The 18286-nt window shown below is 71.5% G+C and carries 18 protein-coding genes; 11 read left to right on the top strand and 7 right to left on the bottom strand.

The genetic code is table 11. The annotated features are described in order from the left end of the window. The first annotated feature begins 74 nt into the window (after positions 1 to 74). The 11 genes from ACQEV1_RS05825 (at position 75) to ACQEV1_RS05875 (ending at position 12084) form a co-directional block, all read left to right on the top strand. Complete coding sequence (locus tag ACQEV1_RS05825) at positions 75 to 956, top strand: alpha/beta fold hydrolase (RefSeq protein ID WP_433392053.1); 882 nt, start codon at positions 75 to 77, stop codon at positions 954 to 956. A gap of 4 nt (positions 957 to 960) precedes the next feature. Beyond that, a complete protein-coding gene (locus ACQEV1_RS05830) occupies positions 961 to 1728 on the top strand; it encodes a class I SAM-dependent methyltransferase (protein WP_433392056.1) in 768 nt (255 codons plus the stop codon). 31 nt (positions 1729 to 1759) lie between these two features. Next, the gene (locus ACQEV1_RS05835) at positions 1760 to 2644 is read left to right on the top strand and encodes a sulfotransferase domain-containing protein (RefSeq protein WP_433392060.1); all 885 of its coding nucleotides are present in this window, start codon (positions 1760 to 1762) and stop codon (positions 2642 to 2644) included. Beyond that, positions 2641 to 4062 carry an MFS transporter gene (locus ACQEV1_RS05840; protein WP_433392063.1) on the top strand — a complete coding sequence of 474 codons (1422 nt, stop codon included), beginning with the start codon at positions 2641 to 2643 and terminating at the stop codon, positions 4060 to 4062. The genes ACQEV1_RS05835 and ACQEV1_RS05840 overlap by 4 nt, the downstream gene beginning before the upstream one ends. Before the next feature lie 118 nt (positions 4063 to 4180). Continuing rightward, positions 4181 to 4843: a TetR/AcrR family transcriptional regulator gene (locus tag ACQEV1_RS05845; RefSeq protein WP_285631407.1), complete on the top strand. Its 663-nt coding sequence runs from the start codon at positions 4181 to 4183 to the stop codon at positions 4841 to 4843. A gap of 76 nt (positions 4844 to 4919) precedes the next feature. Further along, on the top strand, positions 4920 to 7262 hold the full coding sequence (locus ACQEV1_RS05850) for an MFS transporter (RefSeq protein ID WP_433392067.1): 2343 nt from the start codon (positions 4920 to 4922) through the stop codon (positions 7260 to 7262). Between the two features lie 4 nt (positions 7263 to 7266). Beyond that, positions 7267 to 7494, top strand: a complete 228-nt coding sequence (locus ACQEV1_RS05855) for a hypothetical protein (RefSeq protein WP_285631413.1) — start codon at positions 7267 to 7269, stop codon at positions 7492 to 7494. 70 nt (positions 7495 to 7564) lie between these two features. Continuing rightward, on the top strand, positions 7565 to 9001 hold the full coding sequence (locus ACQEV1_RS05860; protein ID WP_433392071.1) for a phytoene desaturase family protein: 1437 nt from the start codon (positions 7565 to 7567) through the stop codon (positions 8999 to 9001). A gap of 6 nt (positions 9002 to 9007) precedes the next feature. Next, positions 9008 to 10447 carry a lipase maturation factor family protein gene (locus ACQEV1_RS05865; RefSeq protein WP_433392074.1) on the top strand — a complete coding sequence of 480 codons (1440 nt, stop codon included), beginning with the start codon at positions 9008 to 9010 and terminating at the stop codon, positions 10445 to 10447. A gap of 132 nt (positions 10448 to 10579) precedes the next feature. Continuing rightward, a complete protein-coding gene (locus ACQEV1_RS05870) occupies positions 10580 to 11293 on the top strand; it encodes a GAF and ANTAR domain-containing protein (RefSeq protein ID WP_433392077.1) in 714 nt (237 codons plus the stop codon). Beyond that, on the top strand, positions 11290 to 12084 hold the full coding sequence (locus tag ACQEV1_RS05875) for a GAF domain-containing protein (RefSeq protein WP_433392080.1): 795 nt from the start codon (positions 11290 to 11292) through the stop codon (positions 12082 to 12084). Before ACQEV1_RS05870 ends, ACQEV1_RS05875 begins: the two co-directional genes overlap by 4 nt. A 7-nt stretch (positions 12085 to 12091) precedes the next feature. Here ACQEV1_RS05875 and ACQEV1_RS05880 read toward each other — a convergent pair whose 3' ends face one another. The 7 genes from ACQEV1_RS05880 to ACQEV1_RS05910 form a co-directional block, all read right to left on the bottom strand. Then, positions 12092 to 12838, bottom strand: a complete 747-nt coding sequence (locus ACQEV1_RS05880; protein ID WP_285631429.1) for a GAF and ANTAR domain-containing protein — start codon at positions 12836 to 12838, stop codon at positions 12092 to 12094. A gap of 136 nt (positions 12839 to 12974) precedes the next feature. After that, on the bottom strand, positions 12975 to 14138 hold the full coding sequence (locus ACQEV1_RS05885; RefSeq protein ID WP_433392084.1) for a Vgb family protein: 1164 nt from the start codon (positions 14136 to 14138) through the stop codon (positions 12975 to 12977). A gap of 18 nt (positions 14139 to 14156) precedes the next feature. After that, complete coding sequence (locus tag ACQEV1_RS05890) at positions 14157 to 15407, bottom strand: cytochrome P450 (protein WP_285631435.1); 1251 nt, start codon at positions 15405 to 15407, stop codon at positions 14157 to 14159. Positions 15408 to 15423: 16 nt separating this feature from the next. Continuing rightward, positions 15424 to 16032 carry a GTP-binding protein gene (locus ACQEV1_RS05895; protein ID WP_433392088.1) on the bottom strand — a complete coding sequence of 203 codons (609 nt, stop codon included), beginning with the start codon at positions 16030 to 16032 and terminating at the stop codon, positions 15424 to 15426. Continuing rightward, positions 16013 to 16369 (bottom strand): DUF742 domain-containing protein, encoded by a 357-nt coding sequence (locus tag ACQEV1_RS05900; protein ID WP_285631440.1) that lies wholly within the window; start codon positions 16367 to 16369, stop codon positions 16013 to 16015. Before ACQEV1_RS05900 ends, ACQEV1_RS05895 begins: the two co-directional genes overlap by 20 nt. Beyond that, positions 16366 to 16779 carry a roadblock/LC7 domain-containing protein gene (locus ACQEV1_RS05905; RefSeq protein WP_433392091.1) on the bottom strand — a complete coding sequence of 138 codons (414 nt, stop codon included), beginning with the start codon at positions 16777 to 16779 and terminating at the stop codon, positions 16366 to 16368. Before ACQEV1_RS05905 ends, ACQEV1_RS05900 begins: the two co-directional genes overlap by 4 nt. Positions 16780 to 16858: 79 nt before the next feature. Continuing rightward, positions 16859 to 18274 carry a sensor histidine kinase gene (locus ACQEV1_RS05910; protein ID WP_433392094.1) on the bottom strand — a complete coding sequence of 472 codons (1416 nt, stop codon included), beginning with the start codon at positions 18272 to 18274 and terminating at the stop codon, positions 16859 to 16861. Positions 18275 to 18286: the final 12 nt, after the last annotated feature.

The following is an 18286-nucleotide window of genomic DNA, read 5'->3' on the forward strand; positions in this document are numbered from 1 at the left end:
GGATTCAGTGACGTTCGCCGGCGAACGACGAGTCGCGGGAACGCGACGGCCCGTCGAACGCGGAGGAGTAATTCATGTACGCAAAGGTTCGTGACACCGAGTTGTACTTCGACGTCGAAGGCTCGGGGCTCGCGCGGAACGGCCGCGAGACGCACGAGAAGCCGGTGCTCTTCGCGCTTCCCGGAGGACCCGGCGGAGACCAGGCCGGTCTGAAGCCCATGCTCTCGCCGCTGAGCGACCAGGTGCAGATCGTCTCGGTGGACCACCGGGGAAGCGGCCGGTCGGCCTCCGGCCCGGCGGAGACGTACACGATGGAGAACCACGTCGATGACGTCGAGGCGCTGAGGCGGCATCTGGGGCTGGGGAAGATCGCGCTGCTGGGCATCTCGTACGGCGGGATGGTCGCCCAGACGTACGCGACCCGCTACCCCGAGAACCTCTCCCACCTGCTCCTGGTCGTCACCGCGCCGGACCACCGTTTCCTCAAGCGTGCCCAGGAGACGCTCGCCGAGCGCGGCACGCCGGAGCAGCAGCGCACGGCGGAACGGCTCTTCGCGGGCGAGTTCGAGAGCCCGGACCAGATGCGGCACTACTTCGAGGTCATGGGGCCGATGTACTCCCGGACCTTCGACCTGGAGGAGGAACGCTCGCGGCGGTTCATCTTCACGCCCAAGTCGATCAACGCGGCCTACCGCGGCTATCTCCGTGACTGGGACGTGACCGGTGACCTGCACCGGATCACCGCGCCGACGCTCGTGATCGCCGCCCGCCACGACTGGATCTGCGCTCCGGAGTTCTCCGTCGAGATCGCGCAGCGCATCCCCGGCGCGGAGCTGCGCATGTTCGAGAACAGCGGCCACAACGTGAACGCCGACGAGTACGACGCGTTCATCGACGTGCTGCGCGGGTTCATCCCCTACCCGCCGCGGCACGACCATCTCGCAGAAAGGGTCTGACGAAATGACAACGGACAGCCGGGTCAAGTGGGACTACACCAAGCTCGCGGCGACGTACACGCAACGGCCGCCGTACGCGCCCAAGGCGATCGACCGCATCGTCGCGACGTGCGGGAAGACGGCGCCGCGCGTGGCCGACATCGGCGCCGGCAACGCTCACCTCACCGTCGACCTCCTCTCGCGCGGATGCCTGGTCGACGCCGTCGAGCCGAACGAGGCGATGCGCGAGATCGGCATGGACCGTACGGCGGGCGGCACGGTGACGTGGCACGTCGGGATCGGGGAGGACACCGGGCTGGCGACCGGGGCGTACGACCTGGTGACCTTCGGCTCGTCGTTCGCCACGACCGACCGCCCGGCGGCGCTGCGGGAGACGGCCCGCATCCTGCGCCGGCCGGGCTGGTTCACCTGCATCTGGAACCACCGCGACCTGCAGGACCCCCTGCAGGCGGAGGTCGAGGCCCTGATCCGGGCCAAGATTCCCGACTACGGGTACGGCACCCGGCGCGAGGACCAGGCGCCGGTGATCGAGGAGAGCGGGCTGTTCGAGACGCCGACCGTGCTGCGCGAGCCCATCATGCACCGGGTGCCGGTCTCGGACTGGCTCGCCGCCTGGCGGTCCCACGGGATCCTGGAGCGTCAGGCCGGGGCGCAGTTCGAGAGCATCCTCGCCGACATCGACCGGCACGTGCTCGCGCTCGGCGTCGACGAGCTGGAGATCCCGTACGTGACGGTCGGGTGGATCGCCGCCGTACGCGAGGGACGTTCCTGAGCGATCGTCAGCGGCCCCGAAGGAGAGCGCCATGACAACCCTTCCGGATCCCGGTCTCGCCCTCGGCCGGGTCAGCGACCTCTACCGGCGCAACGCCGCCGGGTTGACCGAGGGCGACATCGTCGTCGCGAGTCACGGCGGTTCCGGACAGTCCCTCATCGGTAACATCCTGTACGAGCTGGGCCTCAACTACGTCGACGCGTACACGGAGGTTCTCCATGAGGACGGCCGGGCCGTGGCCGCGGACGCGCACACGGGATACCGGAGCCATCTCGCCTCACAGCACGACAAGGACGAGGGCCGGGACGACGGCCGCCCGATCCGGCCCTGGCCCCGTTTCGTGAAGACGCACCATCCTCCGGTGGTCTTCGGCGACGCGGCGTTCGGCGGAGTGTGGATCCTCGTCCGCGACCCGCGCGACGCGATCTACGCGAGCTACCAGTGGCGAGCGGGGTTCGCGGAGGAGGAGTGGGATCGGGTACCGGACACCTTCCAGGGCTGGCTGCACGGCCGGGGAGACTTCAGTGACAGCCCGGCGAACGACTGGCCCGCGTTCTACGAGGCGTGGACGGAGCGGGCCCGCACGTGCGGTCACGTCGACGTGCTCAGGTTCGAGGATCTGAAACGCCGCCCCACCGAGGTGGTCGTCGGCGCGCTCGACCGGCTCGGCGTGAAGGTCACGCCGGACGAGGTCGCCCGCGCCGTGGACGCCAGCTCGTTCGCGAAGATGCGCGAGCACGAGGACCGGATGGACCCGTCCGGCTCGGACGGCGCCGCCCGGCCGAGGGTGATGCGGGCGGGTAAGACCCAGGGGTGGAAGGACTGGATGACGCCGGAGCTGGCGGACTTCTTCGCCGGCGCCGAACTGCGGGAAGTGGCCCGGCGGTACGGCTACGACCTGCGGGAGGTCGCGTGACGAGCGCCACGGAGACGTCGCACCAGGAGACCGCCGACGGCGGACTCTCGCGCTGGCCGGTGGCCCTGCTGCTGGCCAGCGCGTCCTTCCTGGTCCTGTTCGACAGCCTGGCGCTCGCCACGGCCCTGCCGTCCATCGGCGCCGACTTCCGGCTCCGACCGGGCTCCCTGCAATGGGTGATCAGTCTCTACTCGCTGAGCATCGGGGCGTTCCTCGTCCTCGGCGGGCGCGTCAGCGACCTGTGGGGCCGGCGCCGGACCCTGCTCGCGAGCCTGGCGCTGTGCACCGCCGCCGGGCTCGTGGCCGGGCTCGCCCCCGGCCTGCCGCTGCTGCTGGCCGGGAGAGTCCTGCAGGGGCTCGCGGCCGCGTTCGCGATTCCGGCGGCGCTGGCCACCGCCGCCACGGTGTTCCCCGAAGAGCCCTGGAAGAGCCGGGTGTTCTCGGTCATCGCCTTCGCGGCGTGGTCGGCGGGCCTGGCCGGCGCCATGCTGGGCGGACTGATCACCGCACACCTCGGCTGGCGCTGGGTGCTCCTCCTGACCGTCCCGGTCGCGGCGGCGGCCTTCGCCGCGGCCGCGACGCTGCTTCCCCCCGACCCTCCGCGCCGCGGCGCGGGCGAGCGGCTCGACGTCGGCGGCGCACTGCTCGCCAGCGGCGGACTCGTCGCCCTGATCCTCGGCCTGCAGCAGCTCACCGACGACCGGCACACCGTACGCTCCGTCCTCATAGCGTGCCTGGGGCTGGTGCTGCTCGGCGGCCTGGTCGTGGTCGAGCGGCGCGTCACCCACCCGCTGGTGAAGCTCGGCCTGCTGCGCTCACGCCGCATCACCGGGAGCTTCCTGGCCTTCGGCGCCTACTGCGCGGGCTACTCGGCCGTCATCGTGCTCGGCAGCCTGTACCTCCAGGACGTGCACGGGCTGTCGGCCACCGCGGCGGGCCTCACCCTTTCCCCCGTGCTCGTCGGCGGGATCGTGAGCTCGAGCCTCTCCTCGATGGTGCTGCGCCGGTTCGGCGCGCGCGCCGTCCTGACTCCGGCCTTCCTCCTGTGCGCCCTGGCGCTGACGGTCGTCACGCTGCTGGGCACCGCCGACGTCGTCGTCCTCGCGCCCTGGCTGGTCCTGTGGGGGATCGCGTCCGGCCCGATCTACGTGGCCCTCACCAGTGAGTCCATCGGCATCGCCGCGGAGGAGGATCGCGGCACCGTCTCGGCGCTGTTCGAGTCGATGAGCCACGTGGGCGGCGGAGTCGCGGTGGCCGTCTACCTGACGATGCTCGACGCCGGCGCCGGCTACCGCGCGGCCCGGCTGCTCGGCGCCGTGTCGGTGGCCCTCGGCGCCGTACTGGTGTGCCTTCTCCTGTCCGGGCGAGATCGCGGCCGGCCGAATCCCGTTCTACCTGGTCGGACGCATCGCGACTGAGACGCGCATCACATTCTTCTGGGGATTGATGCCGGGCCGTTCGCTGTTCGAGCGATGTATCCGGAGAAACGGGGACACGCTCCCCGGTTCCGGGAGACGGGGCTTAAGGGGGGCAGGCATGAGCAGTACGGACGTGGCGCGGCCGCAGTCGGCTCGCGAGTGCCTGGCTCCGTGCCGGAGGGCGGACGCGTCCCGCAACCACGAGCGGATCCTGATCGCCGCTCGCGCCGTCTTCGTCGAGCACGGATTGGACGCGTCGCTCGACGAGGTCGCCCGGCGCGCGGGCGTCGGCAACGCCACTCTCTATCGCCATTTCGGCGACCGTGAAGACCTCATCCGTCAGGTCGCCACGCATGTCATCGCGCAGGTCGCGGATGACGCCGAAAGCGTGCTGGCCGAGGAGGACGATCCGTTCCAGGCGCTTCGCCGCTGCGTCGAGGCCGCCGCCGCCCACGGCGTCGGCGCGGTGCTGCAGGTGGTGCGCGGCCGGTTCGTCAAGGACGAGGCGTTCTTCGCGGTACGCGACCGGGGCGTGGCCGCGTTCGAAGAGATCATGCGGCGGGCGCGGGAGAGCGGGCAGCTTCGCCCCGACGTGACGTTCGACGATGTCTGGGGCATGCTCGCCCAGCTCACCCGGCCGATGCCGGGTTGTGACCGGGCGGACTTCGACGCCCGTGTCGGCCGGTACATCGAACTCCTCCTGGCCGGTCTGCGTGCGCCCGCGCCGAACGAACTCCCCGGCCCGTCCCCCGCGTCCACCGACCCCGTCCCCCGCCGCTGACCGAAGCGGCTGATCATCCGCGGACCTCACGTCTCGCTCAGAACATCTCGCCCGAACGCTGGAGACACCTTTCGTCATGTCGACAACCGCACCGACCGCTCAGCGGGACGGCACCACGGCCGCACCGCCGGCCGCACAGTCGGCCGTCCCCCGGCGATGGACGGCCCTGCTCTTCATCGCCCTCGCCCAGTTGATGGTCGTGCTCGACGCGACCATCGTGAACATCGCCCTGCCGTCCGCACAGCGGGCGCTGCACATCTCCGACGGTGACCGCCAGTGGGTGATCACCGCCTACACCCTCGTCTTCGGCGGGCTGCTCCTGTTCGGCGGCCGGATCGCCGACCTCGTGGGCCGCAAGCGCACGTTCCTGATCGGCCTGATCGGCTTCGCCGGCGCCTCGGCCATCGGCGGCGCGGCGGTCAACACCGAGATGCTGCTCGGCGCCCGCGCGCTCCAGGGCGTGTTCGGCGCCCTGCTCGCGCCGTCGGCGCTCTCCCTGCTCGCCCTCATGTTCACCGAGCCGCGGGAGCGGGCCAAGGCGTTCGGCATCTACGGCGCGATCGCGGGCGGTGGCAGCGCCGTCGGCCTGATCCTCGGCGGCGTGCTGACCGAGTACGTGAACTGGCGTTGGGCGCTCTACGTGAACGTGCCCATCGCGGCCGTCGCGTTCGTCGGCGCCGTGGCGTTCGTCCACGTCGCCGTGTCCACGGGGCGCCGAAACCGCGCCCGCCTGGACATTCCCGGCGTCATCCTGGTGACCGCCGGCCTCGTGTCGCTCGTGTACGGCTTCACGCGTGCCGAGTCGCAGGGGTGGAGCGAGCGTGGCGTGATCGGCCTGTTCGTCCTCGCGGCCCTGCTGCTCGTCGCGTTCGTCGTCGTCGAGGCACTGACGCGGGCGCCGTTGCTGCCCCTGCGCGTGGTCCTGGACCGGAACCGCGGCGGTGCCTACCTCGCGGTCGGCCTGGCCGTGATCGCCATGTTCGGGCTCTTCCTCTTCCTGACGTACTACCTGCAGATCGTCAAGGGCTACTCGCCGGTCCGGAGCGGCCTGGCCTTCCTGCCGTTCACGGCCGGCATGATCACCGGCTCGACGCAGATCGCGGCGCGGCTGATGCACCGGGTCCCGGCGCGGGCCCTGATGGTGCCCGGCCTGCTCGTCGCCGCGGTCGGCATGGTCCTGCTCACCCAGCTCAAGGTGGACAGCTCGTACGTCGGCGTGGTCCTGCCCGCCGAACTGCTCATCAGCCTGGGGCTGGGCTCGACGATGATGCCGGCCATGAACCTGGCGACCACCGGCGTCGCCCCGGAGGACGCGGGTGTCGCGTCGGCGATGGTCAACACCGCCCAGCAGGTCGGCGGCTCGATCGGCACCGCCCTGCTCAACACCATCGCCGCGACCGCCACGACCACCTACATCGCCACGCACGCGCACGGGCGGCCGTCGGGCCTGCTCGTGGCGGTCGGCCAGGTGCACGGCTTCACGGTCGCCATCTGGTGGGCGGCGGGCATCATCCTCCTGGCCGCCGTCATCGTGGCCGTACTGATCAACGGCGGAGGCCGGCGGCGGTCCGCGTCATCGGCCGACCGGCGGGAAGCCGTGCTGGAGACGCGAGTGGAGGCGCCGGCGGAGATTCCCGCGCCGCGGGTACTCGACGGCATCGCGGTCGGCGGCCGGGTTCGCGGAGCCGGGGGCGTGCCGCTGCCCGGCGCCACGATCACCCTGGTCGAGCCCGGCGGACGCCAGCTCGGCCGGGCCACGACCGGAGACGACGGATCGTACGCCCTGGGCGTCCCGGCCGCCGGCTCGTACGTGCTCATCGTGGCGGCCGACGGTCACCAGCCGCAGGCGGCCACGGTCACGGTCGGCGGCGAACCGCTCTTCTCCGAGCTCACGCTGTCCGGCACCTCCGGACTGGCCGGCGTCGTCCGCAGCGCCACGAACGGAGCCGCGATCGCGGCGGCGACGGTCGTCGTGACCGACGTGCGGGGCGAGATCGTCGGCTCCGCCCGGACGGACGAGAACGGCAGGTTCTCCGTCCAGGACCTGGTCTCCGGCACCGTCACCGTGGTCGCGAGCGCGGACGGCCACCGGCCGGGCGCGGTGCGGGCCGAGGTGAACGGACCGGGCACCGCACAGTGCGACGTGGAGCTCCAGGCCGGTGGCCGGCTCAGCGGCACCGTACGCGCCGGGGCGGGGAACACGCCGCTAGGCGACGCCCAGGTCGCCCTGGTCAACGCCGCGGGTGACACGGTCGCCGTCACCACGACCGGCCCCGAAGGCGAGTACGCCTTCACGGGCCTGGACCACGGGCGGTACACCGTCACCGCCAGCGCGTACCGGCCCGCCACGACCACGATGACCATCGACGGCACGGACCACGCCACGGCCGACCTCCGGCTCGGCCACCCCGGCGAATGACGAGGTGACGACCGGGACGGCGGCGGCGCACGACAACCGCCGCCGTCCGGGCCGGATGCGGAGATGGGCCATGGAGAACCTCCGCGACTTCACCGCCGGGCTCGCTCCGGTGGAGGCGCAGTCCCTGGTCACCGCCCTCACCGGACTGCTGAACGACTTCGGCGACGGCCTGCGGGACGACACCGCCCTGCTCGCCCTCGGCGTGCCCGGCCGGCCGCGGCCGCCGGCGTGATCGACCGGGCGATCCGGGTGACCCGGACGACTCGGGTGTAATCCCGGGTCGCCGGGGCAGGGCCCGGACCATGGCCGATGTCGACGCGGTGGTGGTCGGGGCCGGGCCGAACGGGCTGACCGCGGCGGTGACGCTCGCCCGGGCCGGGCTGGCCGTCCACGTCTACGAGGCGGAGGCGACCGCGGGCGGCGGTGCGCGGACGGCGGAGCTGACGCTGCCCGGCTTCCGGCACGACGTGTGCTCGGCGGTGCATCCCCTCGGCGCCGGTTCGCCGGTGCTGAGCGCGCTGCCGCTGGAGGCGCACGGTCTCCGCTGGGTGCACCCGGCCCTTCCGCTCGCCCATCCGTTCGCCGACGGGTCGGCCGCGACACTCGCGCGCTCGGTCGAGGAGACGGCCGCGTCGCTCGGCCCGGACGCGGCCCGCTACCGGCGGCTCGTCGCCCCCTTCCTGGGGCGGTGGGACGCACTGGCCGGCGACGTGCTGCGGGCCCCGCTCGCCTCCTGGCCCGGTCATCCTCTGCTGCTGGCGAGGTTCGGCGTACGGGCCGGGGCGCCGGCAGCGCTGCTGGCCCGCCTGTTCCGGGGCCGGCACGCCCGCGGCCTGTTCGCCGGGCTGGCCGCCCACGCGATCGCGCCGCTGCGCACCCCCGCGACGGGCGGTGTCGCGCTGCTGTTCGCGCTGGCCGCCCACGAGGTCGGCTGGCCGTTCCCGCGAGGTGGTTCGCAGGCGCTGTCCGACGCGCTGGTGGCCTACCTGGAGTCGCTCGGCGGGCGGATCGTCACGGGGCGGCGCGTACGGAGCCTGGAGGAGCTGCCCACCGCCCGCACGTACGTGCTCGACGTCATGCCCGAGCAGCTCGCGGCGATCGCCGGTGACCGGCTGCCGCGCCGGTACGCCGAGCGGCTCCGGCGGTACCGGCACGGGCCCGCCGTCTTCAAGGTCGACTACGCGCTGTCCGGGCCGGTGCCGTGGACGTCCGAGGCCTGTCGCAGGGCCGGCACCGTGCATCTCGGGCCGTCGATGGAGGAGATCGGCGGTGCGCTGCGGTCGGCGTACGGCGGCGGCGTCCCTCGCGTGCCGTTCCTCATCACCTCCCAGCCGACGCTGTTCGACCCCTCGCGCGCGCCGGACGGCCGGCACGTACTGTGGGCGTACGGGCACGTGCCGAACGGGTGGACGGGCGATCTGACCGCGGCGATCGAGCGGCAGATCGAGCGGTTCGCGCCGGGGTTCGGCGAGCTCGTCCTCGCCCGCGGCGCCGCCGGTCCCGAGCGGATCGCCGAGCACGACGCCAACAACGTCGGGGGCGACATCGCCGGCGGCGCGTGCGACGGGCTGCGGCTGCTGTTCCGCCCCACGGTCGCTCGCGTTCCGTACGCCACGCCGAATCCGGCGATCTACCTGTGCTCCTCGGCGACTCCGCCCGGACCCGGCGTGCACGGCATGGGCGGTTACCACGCCGCGCGGTACGCGTTGCGACGTGTCTTCGGCGCCGGAGCGGGGTGAGGAGACGTGCACTGGCTCACCGACCCCGGGTACGGGCCCGGCCGGCTGGTCTTCCAGCGTGGGCTGGCCGTGACGTACCTGGTCGGATTCGTCGTCGCGGCGAACCAGTTCCGCGCGCTGCTCGGGAGCGGCGGCCTGACGCCGATCCCCGCCTACGTGCGCCGGGTGCCGTTCCGCCTCGCGCCGAGCCTGTTCCAGCTGCACTACTCGGACCGGTTCTTCGCGACGGTCGCCTGGGCGGGGGCGGCGGTGGCCGCCGCGGTCGCGGCCGGGGCGGCCGACGTGGTCCCGCTGTGGGCCTCGATGGTGCCGTGGGTCGTGCTGTGGCTGCTGTACCTGTCGATCGTCAACGTGGGCCAGGTCTGGTACGGCTTCGGCTGGGAGTCGCTGCTGCTGGAGGCCGGTTTCCTCGCGGTCTTCCTCGGCAACGCGCGGACGGCCCCGCCGACGCTGGTGCTGTGGCTGCTGCGCTGGCTGCTGTTCCGCCTGGAGTTCGGCGCGGGCCTGATCAAGATCCGCGGTGATCGGTGCTGGCGCGACCTGACCTGCCTGTACTACCACCACGAGACGCAGCCGATGCCGAACCCGCTCAGCTGGCACTTCCACCACCTGCCCCGCCCGCTCCACCGCGTCGAGGTCCTGGCGAACCACGTCACGCAACTCGTCGTCCCGTTCGGCCTGTTCGCGCCGCAGCCGTACGCCACGGTCGCCGCGGCGATCGTCATCGTCACCCAGCTCTGGCTGATCGTCTCGGGGAACTTCGCCTGGCTGAACTGGATCACCGCCCTCCTGGCGGCCTCCGTCGTCGACTGGCGGGCGGTCGCCCGCCTCGCGCACCTGTCGATCGGCCCGAGCCCGGCCGTCGAACCGCCGTGGCACCAGGCCCTGGCCGTGGCGGTGACGGTCCTGGTCGTCGCGCTCAGCTACTGGCCGGTGCGGAACCTGGTGTCGCGGCGGCAGCGGATGAACGCCAGCTTCAACGCCTTCCACCTGGTCGGCACCTACGGCGCCTTCGGCTCCGTCAGCAAGCGGCGGTACGAGGTGGTCGTCGAGGGCACGGACGACGCGGAGCCGGGCCCGGAGACCGTGTGGAGGGAGTACGAGTTCAAGGGCAAACCCGGCGACGTCCACCGGCGTCCGCCGCAGGTGGCGCCGTACCACCTGCGGCTCGACTGGATGATGTGGTTCGCCGCCCTCTCCATCGGTTACACCGAGCCGTGGTTCCCCCGGTTCGTCGTGAACCTGGTGGCGAACGACCGGGCGACACTGCGGCTGCTCCGGCACAACCCGTTCCCCGACGCCCCGCCCGCCTGCGTACGCGCCCGCCTGTTCCGGTACCGCTTCACGACCCGTGGTGAACGCCGCCGGACCGGAGCCTGGTGGCACCGGGAACCGGTCGCGGAGTACTGCCCGCCGATCCGGCGGAGCGGAGTGAACCGCCGGTGAGTCCTCGCGGCGTCGTAGTCTTACAGCAACGGAGACCGTCACCACCGTGAGTGTCACGAAGACGGGGGTACGGCGTTCGCGGCGCGGGTGGCCGCTTACTGGGTCATCCGCGGCTGACGGGAGGACGGATCGGTGACCGGGCAGCGTCGGAGGCGGTTGTGGGAGTCCATCGCCGACCGGGTCGTGACACCCGATCACTCCGGCTGGGCCCAGGCGATCTGCGCGGTGTCCGTGGCGACGCTGGCCACCGTGGAGGCCTCGGCGCTCACGCTGCGCGCGAAGCCACGGGTGCAGGAGGTGCTGGCCTCGAGCGACGGGTGGTCCGCGAAGCTCGAGGAGACGCAGTACACCCTGGGGGAGGGGCCCGGAATCCAGGCGTTCGTCGACGGCAGCCCGGTGCTGGTCGATGACCTGGCGGCCGAGCACGCGCGGTGGCCGGTGTTCGCCGAGGCGGCCCTGAGACTGGACGCCATGGCGGTGTTCGCCTTTCCGCTCCAGGTGGGCGCCATCCGGATCGGCACCCTGAACCTCTATCGGCGCCGGCCCGGACGGCTGTCGGCCGACGATCTCGCCGACTCCGCGGTGCTGGTCGACCTGGCCACCACCGCGCTGCTGGAACACTTCGACGCGACCGAGCACGCCGCACTGGACTGGACGCGCCCGATCGGTTCCTACCAGGACATCAACGTCGCCACCGGCATGATCGCCGGTCGGCTGCGCATCAGCCTCGACGACGCGTTCGCCCGGCTGCGCGGCCATGCCTTCGCCGACGACCGTTCGGTCCTCAAGGTGGCTCGCGACGTGGTCGAACGCCGGATCGGTCTTGATCGTTTCGCGGAGCCGTGAGCGCCCGGTCCCTGGCGCACCTCGATCGGACGCGTATGCTCGGGTATGTGCCTGAGCAGCATGACTTCTTCACCGACGCGCTCGCCGAGATCACCGGCCTCCTGGTCTCCGGGGAGCGTGGCGAGGCCGTGCTGCAGCTGATCGACGAGGCCTCCATGCGGGTCCTGGGTGTGGCGGCGGTCGGGATGTTGGTGATCGATCCGCGCGGTGGCATCGAAGTGGTGGCGGCGTCGGACGAGCAGGCTCGATTCGTGGAGCTGCTGCAGTCACAGGTCGACGAAGGTCCCTGCCGGGACTGCATTCATGCCAACGAAGTGATCAACGTTCCGGATCTGGCGAGCGCGCGGAACCGCTGGCCGACGTTCGCACCGGCCGCGCTCGCGGCCGGCTTCCGGGCCGTTCACGCCTTGCCGCTCCGGCTGGGCGGCCGGTCGGTCGGCGGGCTGAACCTCCTGCACACCGGCGAACTCTGGCTCACCGAGCTCCAACAGCGACTCGCCCAGACCTTCGCGGATCTGGCGGTGCTGGGTCTGTCCCAGGAGCGCGACGCCGCACGGCGGATGGAACGCCTGGCCGAGGAGACGCTGGGCGCACTCAACGACCGCGCGATGATGGGCCAGGCCGTCGGCCTCGTGGCCGGCATCCTGGACATCCGCCCGGAACAGGCCAGGATGATGATCGGTCTCTATGCCCGCCGTAACGCGCGGTCCGCGCGCGACCTGGCCCAGGCCGTGATCGACGGCCGCCTGGATCTCGCGGACCTGACGGTGGCGGCGTCGGAGACGAGCTGACGGCCGATCAGATCTGGTCGGCGATGTGGGGTGCCTCGGTCAGCACCGCGGCCAGGCGCGCCAGCTTGATGTTGTGGTCCTGTGAGGTACGGCTGAGCACCTCGAAGGCCTCGTCCGCCGTGAGCCCGCGGCGTGCCATCAGGATGCCGGTGGCCTGACCGATGACGGTGCGGCTCTCCACCGCTTGGCGCAGGTGGAGGGCGGTGGTCTCGGCGTCGGCGAGGGTCCGGCGGGTGTGGACCAGCGCGAGGGCCAGCGAGGCATGAGTGGCCAGCAGGAACGCGAGGTCGCGGGCGCCGTCGTCGAACGCGTTCGTCCGCGCGGAATAGGCGTTGAGGGCGCCGGTCGACCAGTCGGTCTCGGGAACCGGCAGCAGCGCCGTGGACAGCACGGACCGGTAGCCGTGAGCGGTCGCGTCGGCGGCGAAGACGGGCCACGCGGTCTCCCCGCGCAGATCGTTGTTGAGGGAGTACGCGGGACCGGCCGGGTCGGCGGCGTCGACGCACGGGCCGGTTCCGCTCCGGTACTGCGACTGGTCGAGCTCGATGGCCTCATGGCCCGTGCCGACCGGTGTCGCCGCGGTGCCGTCCTCGTCGCGGATCGTGATGCTGACCAGATCCGTACCGGGGATCACGTGCCGGGCGGCGATGACGACGCGCCTGAGCACGTCCTTGACCGTTCCTGCGGCCAGCAGCAATCGCGTGAGCTCGTCGAGGGCGGGGAGCGGCTGCGGCGAATCGACCGATCGGGTCATGCCGTGTTCCTTCCCTGACTGGCATCGGTGGGTCACCGTTCCGCGGGAGCCGAACTACACGGAGAGCGCAGACGATCGAATCGTCCGACCAGCCAGTCCCGAATGCTACGCGCCTGACACGACACCGCGGCGCGACCTAGGAAATGACCAGCTGGCCGACCTTGTTGGCGGTGAGCTCGGCGAACCAGATCGACCCGGCCTGTTCGTTGTTGATGTCGCAGGGGCTCGACAGCGACGACGGGGTCGGGTAGGTCGCGATCCGGTGCGTCGCCGGGTCGAAGCTCGCCATGCGGTTCCCCAGCCCGACGCTGCCCGCGAAGTTCAGGGGGAAGTACAGCTTCCCGTCGCTACCGGTGACGATCGGGCCGGGAATCGGGAGAGGGTTGCCGATGCTGACGCCGTTCAGCAGCCCGCTGAGCAGCCCGTCCACCCCGAGAAGCGGATATTCGGTGATCTTGCCCGTGGCGGGGTCGATGCGGGCCAGCTTCATCGCCAGTTCCTCGGTGACCCAGATGGCGCCGTCGGGACCGGTCGTGACGCCGAGGGGGAACGACAGGGGCGTCGGCATCGTGTAGGAGGTGACCTGCTTGGTGTCGACGTCGATGGAGTAGACCTTGTTCTCCAGCGGCATGTCGGTGACCATGGTGCGGCCCGGACCGGGCTTGATGATCCCGAACAGCGCCTGCTCCGCGCCGAGGGCCGTGGGCAGCTGGTACCGGGTCATCTCGTGGGTCGTCATGTCGATGCGGCCCACCGAGTTCAGCCCGCCGAGCGTGAACCACATCGCGTTGTCCGGGCCCTTGCTGATGTCGTTCGCCAGGCCCAGGCCGACATGAAGGGGAAGGTCCAGCGCCTTCACACTGAGCGCGTTCGCCCAGGGGAGGGGGAGCTCGCGCATGGCACCGGAGTCGGGGTCGACGCGGAGCAGGCTGTTGCCCGTGACCTCGGTGGACCAGATCGCCCCGTCCTGGCCGACCTCCTCCCCGCCCGGCACGGACAGCGGCATCGGCGTGTTGAACTCGGTGAACCGGCCGGTCTCGGGGTCCATGCGGGCGAACTGGCCGGCGAGGTACTGCTCGACCCACAGCCGGCCCTTGAGGTCGAACTCCACCTCGCAGGCGCCCGAGAGCGGTCCCGTCGGCAGTGGGCCGTACTCGACCACGTGAGGTTCGGCGGCTCGTGCCCCGGCCGTGGGCGAGAGGATCGCGGCACCGGCGATGACGGCACAGCCGAGCACGTTACGCAGCCGGCGTGTGGTCCTCCGCAGGGATGCGCGCGGACGCGTGACGAGGTGTGGCATGACTGCTTCCGTTCTTGTCTAGCGCCCGGCGACGTGGGCGGGGGTGAAGGAGACGGGGAGAGCCATCAGGCCGCGCATCTGCATGGACGGCCGCCAGACGAGGTCCTCGGGTCGACCCTCGAGGATCACGTCCGGGAGCCGGTCCATGAGAACCTCGACGGCCGCCTGCGCCATGACCTCGGCGAGTTCCGGCGCCGGATGCGGGCACCTGTGCTCACCGTGGGCGAACGCCATGTGGGCGTGGTTGCCGCCGGGGCCGGCGTGCGGGTCCGGCCGGATCGCCGGATCGGAGTTCGCCCCCGCGAGGCCGAGGACGAGCCCGTCGCCCGCACGGATGTACCGCCCGCCGAGTTCGGTGTCGCGCGTCGCCCATCGACCGAGGCTGTTCTGCCCGGGGGTGTCCTCCCACAACACCTCGTTGAGCGCCTGCCCGACACTGCGGCGCCCGCCCGCCAGCGTCAGCGCGAACCGGTCGTCGGTGAGCATCAGCCGCAGGGTGTTGCCGATCCAGTTGGCCATGGCGTCCTGGCCCGCGGTCAGGGTGATGATGAGGTCGTGGGTGAGCTCCTCATCGGTCAGGTTCGACGGGTGGGCCAGCATGCGTGAAGGGATGTCGGGACCGGGGCTCTCGCGCTTGGTCTGCAACAGCCGCATCATCGTGGCGGCGAACCGCCCGTACGCCTCGACGGAGCCGTTCATCGCCTCGACCACGTCGCGGGCCAGGTCCGGCGCCTCGTCCTCCGGCAGGCCGAACATCCAGGCCGCGACGAGCACCGGCAGCGGGCGAGCGAACTGCGTCATCAGGTCGGCCTCGCCGCTGCCGACGAAGGCGTCGATCAGGCCGTCGGCGATCCGCTCACACTGGAACCGCAGCTCGAACTGGTCGATCTCGGAAAGAGCGCTCCTGATCGCCGAGGCGTGCCGTTCGTGTTCGGCTCCGTCGGTGAACAGCACCGACGGCTGGTAGGCGATGAACGCCATCAGGGGCCAGTCGGGCGGGACCCGATCCCAGACGTTCCAGCGGCGGCAGTCACGGCTGAAGAGCTTCGGGTCGCTCAGGACCTGGTGGAGCTGCCGATAACCGATCACCAGCCAGGCGGGGATGTCGCCCTCGAGCATGACCGGCACGACCGGGCCGTGCTCCAGCCGCATCTCCCGGTACAGCTCGACCGGGCTGGTCTGGTAGCGCGGGCCGTACAGGGGGACGGCGTCGTGGTGGTCCGGGTAACCCGGCGGTGGGGAGCCGGCCGTCCGCTGCGTATCGGTCATGAGGTCTCTCTCTGGTTCATCGCGCGTTCTCCGTGGCGGCGGACAGCGCGAAAAGGTGGTCGACCAGTGCGATCAGCACGGCCTTGCTGGAGTCACGCCGGCGCGCGTCACATTCGATCAACGGGATGCGGTCGGACAGATCGAGGGCGGCCCGTACCTGATCGAGTGTGTACGCCGGTCCGCCGAAGTCGTTGCGCGCGACGATGAAGGGCGTCCCCTGATGTTCGAGACGGTCGACGGCGTACCAGGAGTCCTCCAGGCGGCGGGTGTCCACGAGGACGACCGCGCCCAGAGCACCCGAGAACAGGCGGTCCCAGAGAAACCAGAACCGCTCCTGCCCGGGCGCGCCGAAGAGGTAGAGGACCATCTGGTCGTTCAGGCTGATCCGGCCGAAGTCGAACGCGACCGTGGTCGTCGTCTTGTCGCGCACGTCGGACGTGTCGTCGACTCCGACGCCGGCTCGCGTCATCGTCTCCTCGGTGCTCAGCGGGCGGATCTCGCTGACCGACCGGACCATGGTCGTCTTGCCCACGCCGAAACCGCCGACGATCACGATCTTCAACCCGTTGCTGGCCGTCTTGGCCAGCGGCGTGACGACGGCCTGATCAGAGCTTTTGTAGGCCAATGAGCACCTGCTTCAGGATTTCCAGATCGGGTAGCTGCGACCGGCGGAGGGCCGGCAGTGGACTGCGAGCGGTGACGTGGCCGGTGTCGAGCAGATCGATCAGGAGGATCTTCACGATGGTGACGGGCAGCCCGAGCTCCGCGGAGATCTCCACGACCGAGAGCGGGCCGGCGCAGATCTCCAGGATCCTGGCGTGTTCGGACTGCATCCCCGGCTCGGGACCGGACTCGGTCACGATCAGCGTGACGATGTCGAGCGGGCTCTCGTCCACGCGGCTGCGCCCGCCGGTCACGGTGTACAGCCGGTCCGGCTCCTCGCCGTTCAGGCGTGGGCTCATCGCGGTCTGCCGTCCGGCCGGCGGGGTGCGGCGACCAGATGCTCACCGAGCTGCTCGACCAGCTCGTCCATGTTGTGACCGATGATGCCGACGTCGGCTTCGTCGCTCGCGATGACGGCGAGATGGGCTCCTTCTCCGGCCTCCACGATGAACAGCAGGCCGCCGTGGAATTCGGTCATGGACTGCCGCACGCCGCCGCTGCCGTCACCGAACTCGGCCGACGCCCCATGGGCGAGGCTCTGGATCCCCGACGCGATGGCGGCCAGTTGGTCGGCCTGATCCAGGGTCAGTCCGGACGTGTGGCACAGCTTCAACCCGTCGCTCGACAGCACCAGGGCGTGGCGCGCCTCGGGTGTCCGCGTGAGCAGGTTCTCCAGCAGCCAGTCGAGCTCGCGGTCTGCGGTTCTCATAAGACTGTGGGCGATGATCCGGTGACTTCCGACCGGGCGTCGCCCTGCCTCCAATCAGTTGTGTGGCCGGCCCGGGCCGTCAGTGGGAACCGCGGTCGTCGGTGCGGTCCGGGGAGTCCGTGGAGTCCGGCGAAGACGCCGCCGCCTTACCGCGGGTCGCCTGCCGGAAGGCACTGAAGCGCGTTCCGGCGTCGGCGACCTGCCGCGTGGTGCCGGGCTTCGGCGCGGTCCGCTTCGCGGAGGTGGACTGCGAGAGGGTCTGGCCACGCCGGCGTCGAGGCAGTGAAGGCGTGCCGTCCGTCCCGGACTCGGTGTCCTGCCCCGAGACCTCCGCCTTGACGGGCGCGGCCTTGACGGGCGCGGCCTCCTGTACGGGCCGGGAGACGGTGGTGCGGTGCCGCCCGGTGCCGCGCGCCGTGACGGCCGGGCGTGTGCCGGTGGTGACCTCGCGTGACACCCGCGTGGTGAGCTGCTGCGGAATCAGGACCACGGCTCCGGTTCCACCGCGTGACGAGGGCCGGAAGGAGACGGTCAGGCCGTGCTTTCGGGCCAGGCAGCCCACCACCGCCAGCCCCAGCCGGGTGCCCGAGAGCGTCGTCAGGTCGAGAGGCTCGAAGGAGACCGCTCGCTTCGCTCGTTCGAGTGCGGCGGGGGTCATCGCGAGGCCGGCGTCCTCGATCGTGACGATGACGCCCGCGTGCACTTCCTCCACGTACACGTGCACCTGGTCGGACGGGGGCGAGAAGCTGGTGGCGTTGTCCATGAGCTCGGCGAGCGCGTGCATGACGCCTTCGGCGGCGTACCCGGCGACCGCGACGGTGCTGGTCGAGTGCACGCGCACCCGCTGGTACGCGCTGATGCGACCGACCGCGCCGCGCAGAATGCTCTCCATGACGATCGGCTTGGTCCAGCGCCGGCCCGAGCGGGCGCCGGTGAGCACGGCGATGCTGTCGGCGAGCCGGCCCGCCTGGGCGGTGCTGTGGTCCAGTTTCAACAGGTCGCCGAGGACGTCCTCGCCGTAGCGGTCCTCCATCTCACGCAGGTCGGCGAGCATGCTGGTCGCCAGCGCCTGAACCCGGCCCGCGGCGTTCGCGCAGGCCGCCATCGCGGCGTCCCGCATCCGCTCTCCCCGGCCGATCTCCTGGGCGGCGGTACGGAGCAGGCGTCGTGGCGCGCCGTCCGCCGGGTGGGCGATCTCCGCCAGAGCGGTGTCGGCCGACGCGCCCTCACGCAGCCGCTGCACCATCGCGGGCAGGGTCTCGTCGGCCAGGCGGGTGACGTCGGCCCCCATCATCTGGATGCGCCCACGCAGCGCGCGTGCGTGGTAGAGGAAATAGGCCGCGACCGCGACGGCGACGCAGACCGCGATCGCCGCCGGCCCGGTGAACGCCACCACGGCGGTCCGGTACGCGGGCTGGGCGGCGGCGGTCGCCGCGAAACACCCGCCACCGGTCGCGATCAACGCGACGAGCAGGACGAGCACCGCCCGATCCATCGGCTGGAGTTC

The organism is Actinoallomurus sp. CA-142502 (genome assembly GCF_050936355.1).
GTDB classification, from domain to species: domain Bacteria; phylum Actinomycetota; class Actinomycetes; order Streptosporangiales; family Streptosporangiaceae; genus Actinoallomurus; species Actinoallomurus iriomotensis.